General features: G+C 63.9%; 11 protein-coding genes. All 11 read left to right on the plus strand.

What is annotated here, in order from left to right:
• Positions 1-651, plus strand: a 651-nt coding sequence (locus tag LDO54_RS38805) for a PfkB family carbohydrate kinase (protein WP_253074381.1), incomplete at its 5' end; no start/stop codon positions are given.
• Between the two features lie 188 nt (positions 652-839).
• Positions 840-2,594, plus strand: coding sequence for a methyl-accepting chemotaxis protein (locus tag LDO54_RS06085; protein WP_224008000.1), 1,755 nt, complete (start codon positions 840-842; stop codon positions 2,592-2,594).
• A gap of 546 nt (positions 2,595-3,140) precedes the next feature.
• Positions 3,141-3,902: a 2-keto-4-pentenoate hydratase gene (locus LDO54_RS06090; protein WP_224008003.1), complete on the plus strand. Its 762-nt coding sequence runs from the start codon at positions 3,141-3,143 to the stop codon at positions 3,900-3,902.
• A 656-nt stretch (positions 3,903-4,558) separates the two neighbouring features.
• Positions 4,559-6,481, plus strand: coding sequence for a PrkA family serine protein kinase (locus LDO54_RS06095; protein WP_224008005.1), 1,923 nt, complete (start codon positions 4,559-4,561; stop codon positions 6,479-6,481).
• Between the two features lie 164 nt (positions 6,482-6,645).
• Entirely contained in the window at positions 6,646-7,914 is a 1,269-nt protein-coding gene (locus tag LDO54_RS06100; RefSeq protein WP_224008008.1) for a YeaH/YhbH family protein, read from the plus strand.
• Positions 7,911-9,641: a SpoVR family protein gene (locus LDO54_RS06105; protein ID WP_224008010.1), complete on the plus strand. Its 1,731-nt coding sequence runs from the start codon at positions 7,911-7,913 to the stop codon at positions 9,639-9,641. The genes LDO54_RS06100 and LDO54_RS06105 overlap by 4 nt, the downstream gene beginning before the upstream one ends.
• A gap of 291 nt (positions 9,642-9,932) precedes the next feature.
• Positions 9,933-11,609 carry a SulP family inorganic anion transporter gene (locus LDO54_RS06110; protein WP_224008012.1) on the plus strand — a complete coding sequence of 559 codons (1,677 nt, stop codon included), beginning with the start codon at positions 9,933-9,935 and terminating at the stop codon, positions 11,607-11,609.
• Between the two features lie 293 nt (positions 11,610-11,902).
• Positions 11,903-13,300, plus strand: a complete 1,398-nt coding sequence (locus LDO54_RS06115) for a GH1 family beta-glucosidase (RefSeq protein ID WP_224008014.1) — start codon at positions 11,903-11,905, stop codon at positions 13,298-13,300.
• Between the two features lie 219 nt (positions 13,301-13,519).
• On the plus strand, positions 13,520-14,761 hold the full coding sequence (locus LDO54_RS06120) for an ABC transporter substrate-binding protein (protein WP_224008016.1): 1,242 nt from the start codon (positions 13,520-13,522) through the stop codon (positions 14,759-14,761).
• A gap of 7 nt (positions 14,762-14,768) precedes the next feature.
• A complete protein-coding gene (locus tag LDO54_RS06125) occupies positions 14,769-15,704 on the plus strand; it encodes a carbohydrate ABC transporter permease (protein ID WP_224008019.1) in 936 nt (311 codons plus the stop codon).
• Positions 15,701-16,639: a carbohydrate ABC transporter permease gene (locus tag LDO54_RS06130; protein ID WP_224008021.1), complete on the plus strand. Its 939-nt coding sequence runs from the start codon at positions 15,701-15,703 to the stop codon at positions 16,637-16,639. The genes LDO54_RS06125 and LDO54_RS06130 overlap by 4 nt, the downstream gene beginning before the upstream one ends.
• Positions 16,640-16,648 lie beyond the last annotated feature (9 nt).

Below are 16,648 nucleotides of genomic sequence, written 5' to 3' on the forward strand. Positions count from 1 at the left end.
GACGCGCCGACCGGCGTGGCGCTGATCGTCGTCGATGCGGCGAGCCAGAACGCCATCGTCATCGTCGCGGGCAGCAACGGGCAAGTCACGCCCGCCACGCTCGCCCGCCACGAAGCCGCGCTCGCGGCCGCCGACGTGGTGGTCTGCCAGCTCGAAACGCCCACCGACGCGGTGCAGGCCGCGCTCGCGAGCGCGCGCCGTCTCGGCAAGCTCACCATCCTCAATCCCGCGCCCGCGACCGGACCGCTGCCCGCCGACTGGCTGCCGCTCGTCGATTACCTCGTGCCCAACGAACTCGAAGCGGCCGCGCTCACGGGCCTGCCGATCGAGACACCCGCCGACGCCGCGCGCGCCGCTCAGGCGCTGCGCGACGCGGGCGCGCGCAACGTGCTCGTGACGCTCGGCGCGCAGGGCGTCTGCGCGCTGCTCGGCGACGCCGCGCCCGAACATCGGCCGGCGCCGCGCGTCGCGGCTGTCGATACGACCGCTGCGGGCGACACCTTCATCGGTGCGCTGGCCGCCCGGCTCGCGTCCGGCGCCGATGCCGCCTCGGCGATCGAATTCGCCCTGCGCGCGGCCTCGATTTCGGTCACGCGCGCGGGGGCGCAGCCGTCGATTCCCACGCTTGCGGAAATCGGTCTCGCACGTTGAACGGCGCGCCCTTTTTGCCGGGCGTCTTGTGGTCCCGATTTTGTAAATTCGTGGCCCGCGGGTTTTTCCTAATCTTCATACCATATAACTATTTCAAGCTCTCCAAACGTTTGCCGTAAACGAAATTAGTGCAGTTATTCAAATTTCGGGGCGGATCCACCGTCTCACGGCAGCAAGCAAGGAGAGCCATGAACAAGGGCATCAGCATCAAGGCACGCATCGGCATCACGATGGGTTTTCTCGCGGCGCTCATCGTCGCTATCAGCGCGGTGGGGATGCTCGGCCTCTCGCGTTCGAACGACGCGTACAGCAACACCTTTAGCAATCAGATGCCGAGCAGCCACGCGGTCAACATGGCCGAGATCTACGCGGCGCGCGAGCGTCTCGCGCTCGATCGCGCGGCGTTCCAGATCGGCACGCCCGACGCTGCCGCCACGATCGAACGCGCGCGCGCCATGCGCGCCATCTCGGACGACTTCTGGAAGAAGTACCTGAATCTGCCGCGCGGCCAGGAAGAGGACCGCCTCGCGCAAGACGCGGCCGCGCGCCGCGACGCGCTGCACCAGATGGCCGACAGCTTCGCGGCGACCGTGGCTGCGGGCGATCAGGCCAAGGTGCTCGACGGCGCCAAGGCGCTGCAAGCGGCCTACGACCAGCTCTCGAAGGCCGACGCGGCGCTCGACAAGATCCAGACCCAGCAAGCCCAGCAAGGCTTCGACGACGCCCAGACGGCGTTCAGCGAACTGCGCATCGCGGCCATCGTCGCGCTGCTGGTCGGCATCGGCGCCTCGGTGTTCTCGTTTCTCTCGCTGCGCCGCGCGATCGCCGAACCGCTCGGCGAGGCGCTGGGCGCGTTCTCGGCGATCGCGGCGGGCGATCTGCGCCGTCCGGTCGTGGTGCGCTCGCGTGACGAAATGGGCGAACTGCTCGGCGGCGTCGCGCAGATGCAGCGCAGCCTGACGGATACGGTGCGCTCGGTGCGCGCCGGCACGGAATCGATCGCGACGGCCACGCGCCAGATCGCGGCGGGCAATATCGACCTGTCGTCGCGCACGGAAGAACAGGCGTCGGCGCTGCAGGAAACCGCGTCGAGCATGGAGCAACTGACCGGCACGGTGAAGCAGAACGCCGACAACGCCCGCCAGGCGAGCGCGCTGGCCGCGAACGCCTCGGAAATCGCCAACAAGGGCAGCTCGGTCGTGAGCCAGGTCGTCGGCACGATGGGCGACATCAACCAGAGTTCGGCGAAGATCTCGGACATCATCACGATCATCGAAGGCATCGCGTTCCAGACCAACATCCTGGCGCTCAACGCGGCCGTCGAGGCGGCCCGCGCGGGCGAGGAAGGCCGCGGCTTCGCGGTGGTCGCGGGCGAGGTGCGCAGCCTGGCGCAGCGTTCGTCGGCGGCGGCCAAGGAAATCAAGGCGCTGATCGACAACTCGGTCGAGCGTGTGCAGGCGGGCTCGGCGCTCGTCGACGAAGCGGGCCGCACGATGACCGAGATCATCGGCGCGGTGCAGCGCGTGACGGACATCATGGGCGAGATCGCGGCGGCGTCGCAGGAGCAGTCGAGCGGCATCGACCAGGTCGCGCGCGCGGTCACGCAGATGGACGAGGTGACGCAGCAGAACGCGGCGCTCGTCGAGGAAGCGGCGGCGGCGGCGCAATCGCTCGAAGACCAGGCGAGCCGTCTGCGCGCGGCCGTGGCCGTGTTCCATCTCGACGACAGCGGCGTGTCCGCGCCGTCGATGGGCGCGTTCGGCGCGTCGAGCACGAAGGTAGTGTCGAAGCCGGTCGCGCGTGCGGCGGCCAAGCCCGCTGCCGCCGCTCCGAAGGCCGCACCGCGCGCCGCGGCGGCGGCACCGGCAGCGCGTCCGGCTGCCGCGCCTGCGGCCGCTGCGCCCGTCGCAGCCGGCTCGAACGACGACTGGGAAACCTTCTGACCGGTTTCGGGCGCGGCGAATCGAGAACGCATCGCGCGCTCGTGCGGGCGGCGCATGCCGCCGCCTGACCCTGGTCCGATCCGCCCCAACGCGCCGCTGCCTCGCAGCGGCGTTTTTTTTGCCAGTGCGGCACCACGCACGCCGCGCGGCTGCGGTTACGGTACATTGTGAGCCGTGTCACGCATGCGGACGGGGTCGCGCGGTACACTGCGCGGCGGTGCCCGATTAACGGGGCATGAAGCTGGGTACAGAGCGGGACACAACGCGAGGCACACGACGGAACGCAATGAGCGGCGTGATCGGAACGGTGCCGCGCGACGCGCGCGCCAGCGGGCGTGCCCGGCTGGAACGGCTGGCAGCAACGGGGTAGGACTGCGGTCAGGCAAGGGCGCCAGGGAGGGCGCACCGCAGTGCTGCGCAACATCATCGAGCGGCGCAACGCAGGGCGTGCGCGCCGCTTCGCATCACAACCACGCACACGACGGAACGCTACGGCCATGCGCGCCGCGCGCGCCGGTACGCGAACGTACAAAAAAGGACCCAGACATGACGCATGACGATCTCGCGCAAGGCCTCGTGAACGCGCGCCACCGCCATCAGCTCATCGAGACGCTGGAGCCCGAGCGCCTGCCGCCCGACGCCGCCACGGCCTACGCCATCCAGCAGGCGGTGATCGCCGGTCTCGGCACGGGAACGGGCGGCTGGAAGATCGGCGCACGCTCGCCCGGCGGCGCGGCGTCCGGCGCGCCGATTCCGGGCTCGCTCGTGCTGCCGTCGCCCGCACGCGTCGAGCGCCGAGGCTTCTTTCGCGTGCTCGTCGAACTGGAGATCGCGTTCCGTTTCGCCGAGCCGCTCGCGCCGCGCGCCGACGTCTACTCGCGCGACGAAGTGCTCGCGCACGTCGGGCACATTCTGCCGACCATCGAGATCGTCGACAGCCGCTTCGCCGAATGGCCGAACGTCGCGCCGCTCGCGCAGCTCGCCGACTTCCAGAACAACGGCGCGCTCGTGACGGGCCACGCGCAACCGTATGCGACGCTCGCGCGCGCGCTCGATTTCGTCGCCCCCGAACTCGAACTGACCTTCGACGGCACCTCGCTCGTGCCCGAGGCGCCCGGCAATCCGGCGGGCGATCCGCGCGAACTGCTGGTCTGGTTCGTCAATCATTGCGCGGCGTCGGGCATCACGATCGAGCCCGAGTGGACCATCACCACGGGTTCCTACGTAGGGGCGCACCGCATCGAAGGTCCGGGCCTGCTGCATGGACATATCGACGGTCTCGGCGAGGTCGAGATCGAGTTCGTCTGATCATCGGGCAAGGGCTTTCCCGAAGTCCTCGAATACGCTGTCATGAAAGGCCGTCGCGCGTCGTGCGTGACGGCTTTTTTATTGCCGCGCGAGCGGGCGTCCTGCACCGCGATCGCGCATGAAAGCGGCGCGCAAAGCCACTACTGCCGATAGGGGCAGTTTGCGTGCGATCCACTGCGTTTTCCGCCGCACACAGGCGCGGGCGGCAATGCGCGGCAGGTCACTGACGCGGTCGTTTTCGACGCGTAAAACGGGAAAAAATTATCCACGACGTACTCGGAAAACAACGTGGACACGCATGCGGACAACGCGCTCGCCATATCGCGTTACAACGCGTTTGCCGCTGCGTGTGCACGCGTTACGCGCCGATGCGTTTAAGGAGAAACGGCCTGGCTGCCGTAATGCTGTTTGAGCGTCGAACTTCGGCGCGATGACATGAAGGTGAAAAGCGCTTGAGGCGTGATTCTTGCGCGGGGTGGGAAGATCATTGTAAGACGCAGTTCCGCGTAGCTCCAAGCACTAAAACGAGCCCTTGAATCAGGCGCGATTTATGTGTGAAAAAAAATTCAAAAGGGTTTAGGATGAATTCGAGCGATGTCGTTTCCGATTAGCGCGCCGCGCACGACATCGGTCGCAGATCTCGGCGAGGAGGTAGCATGGATATCTACAGCAGCTTCGCGACCCGCTTCGAAAAAACGCGAGAGGAAGAGTTCTCGCTCGAGGAGTATCTCGCGCTCTGCAAGGAAGATCCCAGTGCGTACGCCACGGCTGGCGAACGCATGCTGACGGCAATCGGCGAACCTGAACAGATCGACACTCGCAACGACCCGCGCCTCTCGCGCATCTTTGCGAACAAGGTCATCAAGGTTTATCCGGCTTTCCGCGAGTTCTATGGCATGGAAGACGTGATCGAGCAGGTCGTCGCGTATTTCCGCCATGCGGCGCAAGGACTCGAAGAAAAGAAGCAGATCCTGTATCTGCTCGGTCCGGTGGGCGGCGGTAAGTCCTCCATTGCCGAGCGTCTCAAGCAGCTCATGGAGCGCGTGCCGTTCTACTCGATCAAGGGTTCGCCCGTGAACGAGTCGCCGCTCGGTCTGTTCGACTACGACGAAGACGGCCCCATTCTCGAAGAGCAATACGGCATTCCGCGCCGTTATCTCAAGAGCATCCTGAGCCCGTGGGCGGTCAAGCGCCTGCACGAGTACAACGGCGACATCCGCAAGTTCCGCGTGGTGCGCCGCTATCCTTCCATCCTGCGGCAGATCGGCATCGCCAAGACCGAGCCGGGCGACGAGAACAATCAGGACATCTCCTCGCTGGTCGGCAAGGTCGACATCCGCAAGCTCGAGCAATACGCGCAGGACGACGCAGACGCCTACAGCTATTCGGGCGGCCTGTGCCTCGCGAATCAGGGTCTGCTCGAATTCGTCGAAATGTTCAAGGCGCCGATCAAGGTGTTGCACCCGCTGCTCACGGCCACCCAGGAAGGCAACTTCAAGGGCACCGAAGGCTTCGGCGCGATTCCGTTCAACGGCATCATCCTCGCGCACTCGAACGAGTCGGAATGGAAGGCGTTCCGCAACAATCGCAACAACGAGGCACTGCTCGATCGTATCTTCGTGGTGAAGGTGCCGTACTGCCTGCGCTACTCGGAAGAGATGAAGATCTACGAGAAGCTCCTGCGCAATTCGTCGCTCGCCGAGGCGGTCTGCGCGCCGGGCACGCTCAAGATGATGGCGCAGATGTCGGTGCTCACGCGTCTGGCCGAGCCGGAAAACTCCAGCCTCTTTTCGAAGATGCAGGTGTACGACGGCGAGAATCTCAAGGACACCGATCCGAAAGCGAAGTCGTATCAGGAATACCGCGACTTCGCGGGCGTGGACGAAGGCATGAACGGCGTCTCCACGCGCTTCGCGTTCAAGATTCTGTCGCGCGTGTTCAACTTCGACTCGACCGAAGTGGCTGCGAATCCGGTGCATCTGATGTACGTGCTCGAACAGCAGATCGAACGCGAACAGTTCCCGCCGGAAACCGAGCAGAAGTATCTGTCCTTCGTGAAGGACGTGCTGGCCTCGCGTTACGCGGAATTCATCGGCAAGGAGATTCAGACCGCGTATCTGGAGTCGTATTCGGAATACGGGCAGAACATCTTCGACCGCTATGTCACGTACGCCGACTTCTGGATTCAGGACCAGGAGTTCCGCGATCACGACACGGGCGAGAGCTTCGACCGCGCGGCCTTGAACGCCGAGCTGGAGAAGATCGAAAAGCCCGCGGGCATCAGCAACCCGAAGGACTTCCGCAACGAGATCGTGAACTTCGTGCTGCGCGCGCGTGCGGCCAATGCCGGTAAAAACCCGGCGTGGATCAGCTACGAGAAGCTGCGCGTGGTGATCGAGAAGAAAATGTTCTCGAATACGGAAGAACTTTTGCCGGTCATCTCGTTCAATGCAAAAGGATCGGCCGAAGAACAGCGCAAGCATGAAGACTTCGTCAACCGCATGGTCGCGAAGGGCTACACGCCGAAGCAGGTGCGCTTGCTCTGCGACTGGTATCTGCGCGTGCGCAAGTCGTCATGAACACGCAGGCATCACCTTCCTGCTGCGCCGCCGCATCGCTCATGCGGCGGCGCAAAATGGAAATCCGGCGGGGCGCAGGCCACGCAGCCGCAAGCGGGTAAAGGCGGCACCTGGCACACAGACTGCGCACCTCGCCCATTCGAAACGTGAGCGGGAGACTGGATGTGCTTCATCAAATCATCGACCGCAGGCTGGCTGGCAAGAACAAAAGCATTGCCAATCGCGAGCGCTTCTTGCGCCGTGTGAAAAACTATATTCGTCACGCCGTCTCGGAAGCGGTGCGTGACCGCAGCATCAAGGACATACAAAGCAACCAGAGCATCACCATTCCGCGCAAGGACATCGCGGAGCCGTCGTTCCGGCACGGTCCGGGCGGGCGGCGCGAGATGGTCCATCCCGGCAACGAGGATTACATACGCGGCGACCGCATTCCGCGACCGCAAGGCGGCAGCGGCGGTGGCGGCAGTCAGGCGAGCAACGAGGGCGAAGGTCAGGACGACTTCGTATTCGAACTCTCGCGCGAAGAATTCATGCAGTACTTCTTCGACGATCTCGAACTGCCGCGTCTCGTCAAAACCCATCTGATGGCCGTGCCCACGTGGAAAAGCATCCGCGCGGGCTGGGCCGCCGAGGGCACGCCCAACAACATCGACGTGGTGCGCTCGCTGCGCAGCGCGCTCGGCCGGCGCATTGCGCTGGGCGCGCCGCTCGTCAACGAGCTGCATACGCTCGAAGAGCAGCTCGAAGCGCTGATGGCCGATCCGTCCGATCGCCGCGACGAGATCAAGACGCTCGAAGACGAAATCCATCATCTGCGTGGGCGCATCTGGCGCATCCCGTTCATCGACCCGTTCGACCTGCGTTACGTGAACCGCGTGAAGCAGCCGCAGCCGTCGAGTCAGGCCGTGATGTTCTGTCTGATGGATGTGTCCGGCTCGATGGACGAGCAGCGCAAGGACCTTTCCAAACGTTTCTTCATCCTGCTGTACCTCTTTCTTAAGCGCAACTACGAGAAGATCGAGGTGGTGTTCATCCGTCACCACACGCGCGCCGAGGAAGTGGACGAGGACACTTTCTTCCATTCGACGGAAAGCGGCGGCACGGTCGTGTCGAGCGCGCTGGAGCTCATGAAGAAGGTGATCGAGGACCGTTATTCGCCGAGCGACTGGAACATCTACGGCGCGCAGGCTTCGGACGGCGACAACTGGACCGACGACTCGCCGAAGTGCCGCAAGCTGCTCCAGGATGACATCCTGCCTCAGGTGCGCTATTTTGCGTATATCCAGGTGACGCCGGAGGAGCAGAACCTCTGGGTTGAGTATGCGCAACTGGCGCTCACCCAGCCGCAACTGGCGATGAAGAAGGTCGACACGGCGGCGGATATCTACCCGGTTTTCAGGGAGCTTTTCGAAAAGCAGGTGGAGCATTCATGACGACACGCCATCTGCACAACGAGGCGCGCGGCTATGAGCCGGAGCGCCGCAAGACGGGCGGCCACGGAACAGGACAGCACGGCGATCACGAGGCCGCCGCGGAAATGGGGGGACACGTTGCCGATCCCGGGCGCGAAGGCGCGCACGGGCTTGCTCAAGCGGATCTCCCTGAACGCCGGCTCCCGGACAGCAGGGAATTGCATATGAACGTAGCCGACAGACGGCCGTTGCCGTGCCCATCCGACTGGACCTTCGAACTGATCGAGGAATACGACACGCACATCTCGCATGTTGCGGAGCAATACGAACTGGACACGTACCCGATCCAGCTCGAATTGATCAGCGCCGAGCAGATGATGGATGCGTATGCCTCCGTCGGCATGCCGGTCAATTACCGCCACTGGTCGTTCGGCAAGCATTTTCTCTCCACGGAGAAAAGCTATCGCCGGGGTCAGATGGGCCTCGCGTACGAAATCGTCATCAACTCGAATCCCTGCATCGCGTATCTCATGGAAGAGAACACCATGACGATGCAGGCGCTCGTGATCGCGCACGCGGCCTACGGGCACAACTCGTTTTTCAAGGGCAATTATCTGTTCCGTCTCTGGACGGACGCGCACGCGATCATCGACTACCTCGTCTACGCGAAGAACTACATCGCCGAATGCGAGGAGCGCTTCGGGCTCGACCGCGTGGAAGAACTGCTCGACTCGTGCCACGCGCTGATGAATTACGGCGTGGACCGCTACAAGCGTCCGCAGAAAGTTTCGCTCCAGCGTGAGGCCGCGATGCGGCGCGAACGCGAGGCGTATCTGCAGTCGCAGGTCAACGAACTCTGGCGCACGCTGCCGAAAACGCAGCAGCCGCTCGTCGAGGAAACCGACGAACGCTATCCGCCCGAGCCGCAGGAAAACCTGCTGTATTTCGCGGAGAAAAACGCGCCGCTGCTGGAGCCGTGGGAGCGAGAAGTCATTCGCATCGTGCGCAAGGTCGGGCAGTATTTTTACCCGCAGCGCCAGACGCAAGTGATGAACGAAGGTTGGGCCACGTTCTGGCATTACACCTTGCTCAACACGCTCTATGCGCAGGGCAAGCTCGAAGACGGCTTCATGATGGAGTTCCTGCACTCGCATAGCAACGTCGTGTATCAGCCGCCGGTCACCAAGCCGTATTACAGCGGGATCAATCCGTACGCGCTGGGTTTTTCGATGATGAGCGACATTCGCCGCATCTGCGAAAACCCCACCGACGAAGACCGCAAGTGGTTCCCGGAACTGGCGGGCAGCCCGTGGCTCAAGGCGCTGCATTACGCGATGCGCAACTTCAAGGACGAGAGCTTCGTCGCGCAGTATCTGTCGCCGCATCTGATACGCGAAATGCGCCTGTTCTCCGTGCTCGACGACGACATGCGCGACGCGCTCGAAGTCTCGGCCATTCACGACGAGAGCGGCTATCAATACGTGCGTCAGGCGCTCTCGCGGCAATACGACATGCATCATCGCGAGCCGAATATCCAGGTGTGGTCGGTGAATACGCGCGGCGACCGCAGTCTCACGCTGCGTCATTTCATGAGCGACAATCGCCATCTTTCGGGCGATACCGACGAAGTGTTGCGCCACATGGCGCGGCTCTGGCAATTCGACGTCTACCTCGAAAGCGTCGATGAAAACGGCACGGTGAGGAAGCGCTATGATTGCCGTTATGTGCCGCCGCCGGTGAAGGTGTAACGCGGCGCTCGCGCATCGCTCACGCATCGCGTTGTTTGAAAAGGCCAGCTTCCACTCTGGCCTTTTTTCATGCCGATTTCCTTTGCCGATGAATGGCGAGTCTTTCCGCAGAGAATGTCGGCGCTGCCGGTTGCGGTGAGTAAAAGGGCGCAGCCGCGCTAACATAGCGGCACACCAAAAAACGTCACATCGCAACGCTACGAAGCGCGGCATCGAAACGCGAGGAGCACCAGACACGCATGCGCAGGCCCGAATCGAACACGAAGCCAACACAGCAGCCAGGACGCCGTCATGGCGTTTGAATTCTTCAAGGGCGGGCGGCCCCTCAACCGCGCCTCGGCGTTACGCGATGCCATCGCGGGCGTGCAGCTCGCGTCGATGAACGTGCCGCAACTGCTCGGCTATGCGCGCATCGCGGGCATGCCGGCCGTCACCGGCCTCTACACGGGCTTTCTGCCGCTGATCGCCTTCGCGCTGTTCGGCGCGTCGCGACATCTCGTCGTCGCCGCCGACTCGGCCACGGCGACCCTCTTCGCGAGCAAGCTCTCAACCATGGCCACGCCGTCGAGCGCCGAATACGTCGCGCTCGCGGGCATGACGGCGCTGCTTACGGCGTTCATGCTGCTGATCGCGCGCGTGTTCAAACTCGGCTTTCTCGCGGACTTTCTCTCGCGTACCGTGCTGGTCGGTTTTCTCACGGGCGTGGGCGTGCAGGTGGGCGTGGCGATGCTCGGCGACATGCTCGGCGTGCCGGTCACTTCTCGGCGCACGGTCCTGCAGATCAAGCAGATCGTGCTGCAATTGCCGCTGATTCATTGGGGCACGCTAGCGATCGCTGCGCTCGTGGTCGCGGCGATTCTCGTGTTCAAGCGCGTGCGGCCGCGCTGGCCGGTGCCGCTCGTCGCGGTGATCGGCGGCATCGTGGCGAGCGCGCTGTTCAACTTCCAGGGCCACGGCGTCGCCGTGATCGGGCCGGTGGAAGGGGGCTTGCCCCATATCGCGTTTCCGGGCGTCGGCTGGTTTCAGATGATCGACCTGTTGCAGGTCGCGGCCTCGTGCTTCGTCATCATCGTCGCGCAGAGCGCCGCCACGAGCCGCGCGTTCGCCGAAAAATACGGCGAGCGCGTGGACGAAGACGCGAATCTGCTCGGCCTCGCCGCCGCCAATGCCGCTGCGTCGATGAGCGGCGCATTCGTGGTGAACGGCAGTCTTACGCAAACCGCGATGGCCGATCAGGCCGGCGCGCGCAGCCAGTTCGCGCAGATCGTGTTCGCCGGCGTGGTGGTGGTCGTGCTGCTGTTTTTGAGCCGATGGCTCCAGTATCTGCCGCATTGCGTACTGGCCGCGATCGTCTTCACCATCGCCGTCGGGCTCGTTCATATCGGACAACTGATCGATATTCGCAAGGAAAGTCCCGGCGAATTCGGGCTCGCGGTAACGACGGCCGTCGCGGTGGTGGTGATCGGCGTGGAGAACGGCATTTTGATCGCCATCGGGCTCTCGCTGCTGCGTCATGTGCGCCACAGCTATCGTCCGCACACGATGGTGCTGGTGCCGAACGAGGCGGGCCGCTGGATGCCGGTGCCGTCTCACGCGGGCCTGCAAACCGAGCCCGGCCTGATCGTTTTTCGCTTCGGCGCAGACCTTTTCTATGCCAACGACCATCTTTTCGTCGATGAAGTGAGGCGCCTGGTCGACGGCGCGCCTGAGCCCGTGCGCTGGTTCGTGGTCGATGCCTCGGCGATCACCGATCTCGACTACTCGGCAGGTCGTTCGGTCAACGAACTATGCGAAGCGCTGCGCGAAAGCGGCGTCAAAGTGATCTTCGGCCGTGTCAACCGCTATCTGCGTTCGGACATGGACCGCCACGGCATCACGCCCGTGGTCGGCGCCGGGAATCTCTACACCACCTTGCACGAGGCGCTCGCCGCCGTGCATCCCGATCTCGGCGTGCACGCCGACGCGTGACGCCGCGCATCGCGCTCCATCCTTCCTGGCAGGGCGGCGCGGACCGATAATCCGCGCCGAATGCACCGCTGAATGCACCGCCGAATGCCCCCGGACACTCGCCAAGTAGTGAAAATCCAAAATCCGGTGCGCATAACCTACACAGGAACTACTTAAAAACGTCCAGAAAAACCCTGATTTACCGCGGGAATTAGCGGCTGATATCGTGCGCCTCAAGCGCTGTGGAAGCGCTTCCACCCAATCACTCGCCGGCACCCGCATTGCCCGGTTCCGACCCTCGCGCAGGAGCTTTCGTGACACACGATTCGCCACAATCCGCCTCGGCCATTCTCGAAGACGACGCCTTCACGCCGTCGCCCGATTCCGCGCTCTGGCGCCGCGACTTTCTGCTGGGCGCGGCCACCGCGTCGTATCAGATCGAAGGCGCCGCGACCGAGGACGGCCGTCTGCCGTCGATCTGGGACACCTTCAGCGCCACGCCGGGCAAGGTGCTCGCGGGCGACACGGGCGCCGTGGCCTGCGATCACTACCATCGCTGGCAAGGCGACCTCGATCTGCTCGGAGACCTCAATTTCGAAGCCTATCGCTTCTCGATCGCCTGGCCGCGCGTGATGGATGCGTCGGGCCGCCCGAACGCCAAGGGCATCGCATTCTACAAGCGTCTGCTCGAGCGCCTGAAAGAGAAGGGCATCCAGACCTACGCGACGCTCTATCACTGGGATCTGCCGCAGCATCTCGAAGACCGCGGCGGCTGGCTCAATCGCGACACGGCCTATCGTTTCGCCGATTACGCCGATCTCATGAGCCGCGAGCTGTCCGGTCTCGTCGACGCGTGGATGACGCTCAACGAGCCGTGGTGCTCGGCCTATCTCGGCTACGGCAACGGCCACCACGCGCCCGGCCTCGCGAGCCCGCGCTATCCGACCCAGGCGATGCACCATCTGCTGCTCGGTCACGGCATGGCGATTCCGGTGCTGCGCGCGAACGATCCGAAGTCGGCGAAGGGCATCGTCGCGAACGTGGGACGCGGCACGCCGAACTCCGATTCGGAAGCCGACATCACGGCCGCGCGCCGCTTCGAAGTCCAGCACAACGCGTGGATTCTCGACCCGCTGCTCAAGGGCGAATACCCGGCGGAACTGTTCGAACTGTGGCCGCACACCGAGCCGCTCGTGCTCGACGGCGACCTGGAGACGATTGCCGCGCCGCTCGACTTCCTCGGCATCAACTACTATTTCCGCACCAACGTAAAGAGCGATGGCGCGCACGGTTTCACCGAAGTGCCGCTGCCCGACGTCGAGCGCACGCAGATGGGCTGGGAAGTGCATCCCGACGGCCTGCGCGATCTGCTGATCGGCTTCAATCGCACGTATGAAAACCTGCCGCCGATCTACATCACCGAAAACGGCATGGCCTCCGACGACGACGTGATCGACGGCGAAGTGGTCGACACGCAACGCATCGCTTTCCTCAAGCGCCATCTGGCCGCCGTGGATGCGGCGATCAAGGCGGGCGTGAACGTGCGCGGCTATTTCGTCTGGTCGCTGCTCGACAACTTCGAATGGGCGTTCGGCTATGAGCGGCGCTTCGGCGTCGTGCATGTGGACTACGACACGCAGCAGCGCACCAAAAAACGCAGCGCGGAACTGATCGCGCGCTTCATCGCGGAACGCAACGCGCGCGGCGCCTGATACCGCGTCCACGCAACATCGATTTATCGATTTCCTCCACGCGAAATCGAAAACAAGAACGGTAGTTACCGTAATTGCCGTACCGGCTGCGCGCCGTGAGAATGCGCGACAGGGGAAAGTTGCACCAAAGCAGGATCGCGTGCGCGCAGCCACCCGCATCATCGCCAAGTTTGACTTCATCGACCAGCAGAGAAAACCGGAACAACCGGAGGAGACGCAATGAAGCAAAACGCACCCGTCCTGCGCGGCATCGCCGCCGCGCTGGCATTGGCCGGGGCTGTCGCGGCGCATGCCGCCGACGCACCGCTCAAGGCCAATGTGATTCACTGGTGGACCTCGGGCGGCGAATCGGCCGCCATCAAGCAGTTCGCGCAAGCCTACGACCAGGCGGGCGGCCAGTGGGTCGACAACGCGATCGCGGGCGCCGACCAGGCGCGCGCCACGGCGATCAACCGCATCGTCGGCGGCGATCCGCCCACGGCGGCGCAGTTCAACACCTCGAAGCAGTTCCACGACCTCATTGACCAGGGACTCCTGAACAATGTCGACGCGGTCGCGGCCAAGGAGAACTGGAACGGCATCCTGCCCGACTCGATTCTCAACCAGATCAAGGTGAACGGGCACTTCTACGCGGCGCCCGTGGACATCCACATGCAGGACTGGTTCTTCTACTCGAAGCCGGCGTTCGCGAAAGCGGGCATCGCTGCCGAGCCGAAGAGTCTGGACGAACTGTTCGCCGATCTCGACAAGCTCAAGAAAGCCGGCGTGATTCCGCTCGCGCTGGGCGGCCAGGCGTGGCAGGAGAAGATCACGTTCGACGCGATTTTCGCCGACATGGACCGCAACCTGTACATGAAGGTCTATCGCGACCGCGACGCGAACGCCGTCAATTCGCCCGCGTTCAAGAACGTGCTCGCGACCTTCAAGCGTCTGCATGGCTACGTCGATCCGGGCTCGCCGGGCCGCAACTGGAACGACGCCACGGCGCTGGTGATTTCGGGCAAGGCCGGCATGCAGATCATGGGCGACTGGGCTAAGGGCGAATTCTCGAACGCGAAGCAGGTCGCGGGCAAGGACTTCGGCTGCTTCCCGGGCTTCGCGAATTCGCCGTACATGATCGCGGGCGACGCCTTCGTGTTCCCGAAGACCGACAACCCGCAGTCCGTGAAGGCGCAGCAACTGCTCGCCAGCGTGATGACCTCGCCCACGGCGCAGGTCGCGTTCAGCGAGAAGAAGGGTTCGATTCCGATCCGTCTCGACGTCGATACGTCGAATTTCGATCTGTGCGCGAAGCAGGGCATGGCGATCATGAAGGACAAGGCGCGCCAGTTGCCGAATCCCGAAATGCTGATCCCGCCTGACGTGCAGGGCTCGCTCCAGGACGTGATCACGAACTTCTGGAACAAGGACCAGTCGGTCGAGGACGCCCAGAAGGCGTTCGCGTCGGCGATCAAGAGCTGAGAGGCTTATGTACGCGCTCAAGCTGGATCAGGCTAAACGGCAGGCGCGTGCAGCGCGCCCCATGCGGCGGCGGCTGTCGCTCGCCGCATGGATCGCGCTGCTGCCCATGGCGGTCACCGTCGTGTTCGCGTATCTCGGCACGATGCTGTGGACCGCGCGCGTGTCGGTGAGCTATTCGCGCTCGCTGCCGACGAACACCTTCGCGGGCATCACGCAATACGTGCGGCTGTTCGAAACCGAACGCTGGATCGTCTCGCTGCAAAACCTCGCGATCTACGGCGTGTGTTTCGTCGTGGCGTGTCTCGTGATCGGTTTGCTGCTGGCGATCTTCATCGATCAGCGCGTGGCCGCCGAAGGCGCGCTGCGCACGATCTTTCTCTATCCGTATGCGATGTCGTTCGTCGCGACCGGTCTCGTCTGGCAGTGGATCCTGAACCCGGAACTCGGCGTGCAGGCCGTGCTGCGGCACATGGGCTTCACGCACGCGCATTTCGACTGGATCGTCTCGCAGCAATTCGTGATCTACACGCTCGTGATCGCCACCGTCTGGCAGGCCTCGGGGCTCGTGATGGCGCTGATGCTCTCGGGCCTGCGCAGCATCGACGAGGAGATCTGGAAGGCCGCGCGGCTCGACGGCATTCCGCGCTGGCGCGTCTACGCGAGCATCGTCGTGCCGATGCTGAAGACCTCGATGTCGACCGCCTTCGTGCTGCTGTTCGTGATGGTGGTGAAGCTCTACGACGCCGTCGTGGCGATGACGCAAGGCGGTCCCGGCACCGCCAGCGAAGTGCCCGGCAAATTCGTCATGGATTATCTGTTCAACCGCGCGAATATCGGGCTCGCCTCGGCCGCCTCGATCGTGCTGCTCGCCACCGTGCTCGCGATTCTCGCGCCGGTTCTGTACGCGAAAAGCCGCGCGGCACGTAAAGGAGAACGAGCATGAGCGCGCCGCTGACCGAACCGTCGGGCGCCATTCCGCACATCGCGCGCCGCGCCCCGGGTGCCTCGAAAGGCAAGCCGAAGCGCAGCCGCTTCACGCCCGCGCGGCTCGGCGTGTATGGCTTTCTGATCATCGCCGCGCTGTTTTTTCTGCTGCCGCTCTACGTGATGCTCGTGACCTCGGTGAAGCCGATGGACGAAATCCGCATGGGCCATCTGCTCGCGCTGCCGCATCACCTCACGTTCGCGCCGTGGCAGGACGCGTGGGCCTCGGCCTGCACGGGGCTCGAATGCGCGGGCATTCGCGTGGGTTTCTGGAACTCGGTGCGCATCGTGGTGCCGAGCACGATCATCTCGATCGCCGTCGGCGCCGTGAACGGTTACGCGCTCTCGTTCTGGAAGCCACGCGGCGCGGGCGTGCTGTTCGCCGTGCTGCTCGCGGGCGCGTTCATTCCGGTGCAGGTGATGGTGTATCCGCTCGTGCGCGTGCTCGCCACGGTGCATCTGTTCAGCTCGCTGCCCGGCATCGTGCTGATCCACACCGTGTTCGGCATGCCGGTGATGACGCTGCTGTTCCGCAACTACTACGTGTCGCTGCCGCAGGAGTTGTTCAAGGCGGCGCGCATCGACGGCGGCGGCTTCTGGCGCATCTTCATGCAGCTCATGTTGCCGATGTCGGTGCCCATCATCGTGGTCGCGATCATCATGCAGGTCACGGGCATCTGGAACGACTACATTCTCGGCCTCGTGTTCGCAGGCACGAAGAACCTGCCGATGACGGTGCAACTGAACAACATCATCAACACCACCACGGGCGAGCGGCTCTACAACGTCAATATGGCCGCGACGATCCTGACCTCGCTGGTGCCGCTCGCGATCTATTTCGTGTCGGGGCGCTGGTTCGTGCGCGGTATCGCGTCGGGCGCGGTGAAGGGTTAAAGCGGGCTA

This window comes from Paraburkholderia tropica, assembly GCF_914484835.1.
GTDB classification, from domain to species: domain Bacteria; phylum Pseudomonadota; class Gammaproteobacteria; order Burkholderiales; family Burkholderiaceae; genus Paraburkholderia; species Paraburkholderia tropica_A.

What these genes read in the sequence shown, in the direction of transcription:
- LDO54_RS06095 (WP_224008005.1), top strand. Translation starts at nt 4,559, where the DNA reads ATGGATATCTACAGCAGCTTCGCGACCCGCTTCGAAAAAACGCGAGAG.
- LDO54_RS06090 (WP_224008003.1), top strand. Translation starts at nt 3,141, where the DNA reads ATGACGCATGACGATCTCGCGCAAGGCCTCGTGAACGCGCGCCACCGC.
- LDO54_RS06120 (WP_224008016.1), top strand. Translation starts at nt 13,520, where the DNA reads ATGAAGCAAAACGCACCCGTCCTGCGCGGCATCGCCGCCGCGCTGGCA.
- LDO54_RS06125 (WP_224008019.1), top strand. Translation starts at nt 14,769, where the DNA reads ATGTACGCGCTCAAGCTGGATCAGGCTAAACGGCAGGCGCGTGCAGCG.
- LDO54_RS06110 (WP_224008012.1), top strand. Translation starts at nt 9,933, where the DNA reads ATGGCGTTTGAATTCTTCAAGGGCGGGCGGCCCCTCAACCGCGCCTCG.
- LDO54_RS06085 (WP_224008000.1), top strand. Translation starts at nt 840, where the DNA reads ATGAACAAGGGCATCAGCATCAAGGCACGCATCGGCATCACGATGGGT.
- LDO54_RS06130 (WP_224008021.1), top strand. Translation starts at nt 15,701, where the DNA reads ATGAGCGCGCCGCTGACCGAACCGTCGGGCGCCATTCCGCACATCGCG.
- LDO54_RS06105 (WP_224008010.1), top strand. Translation starts at nt 7,911, where the DNA reads ATGACGACACGCCATCTGCACAACGAGGCGCGCGGCTATGAGCCGGAG.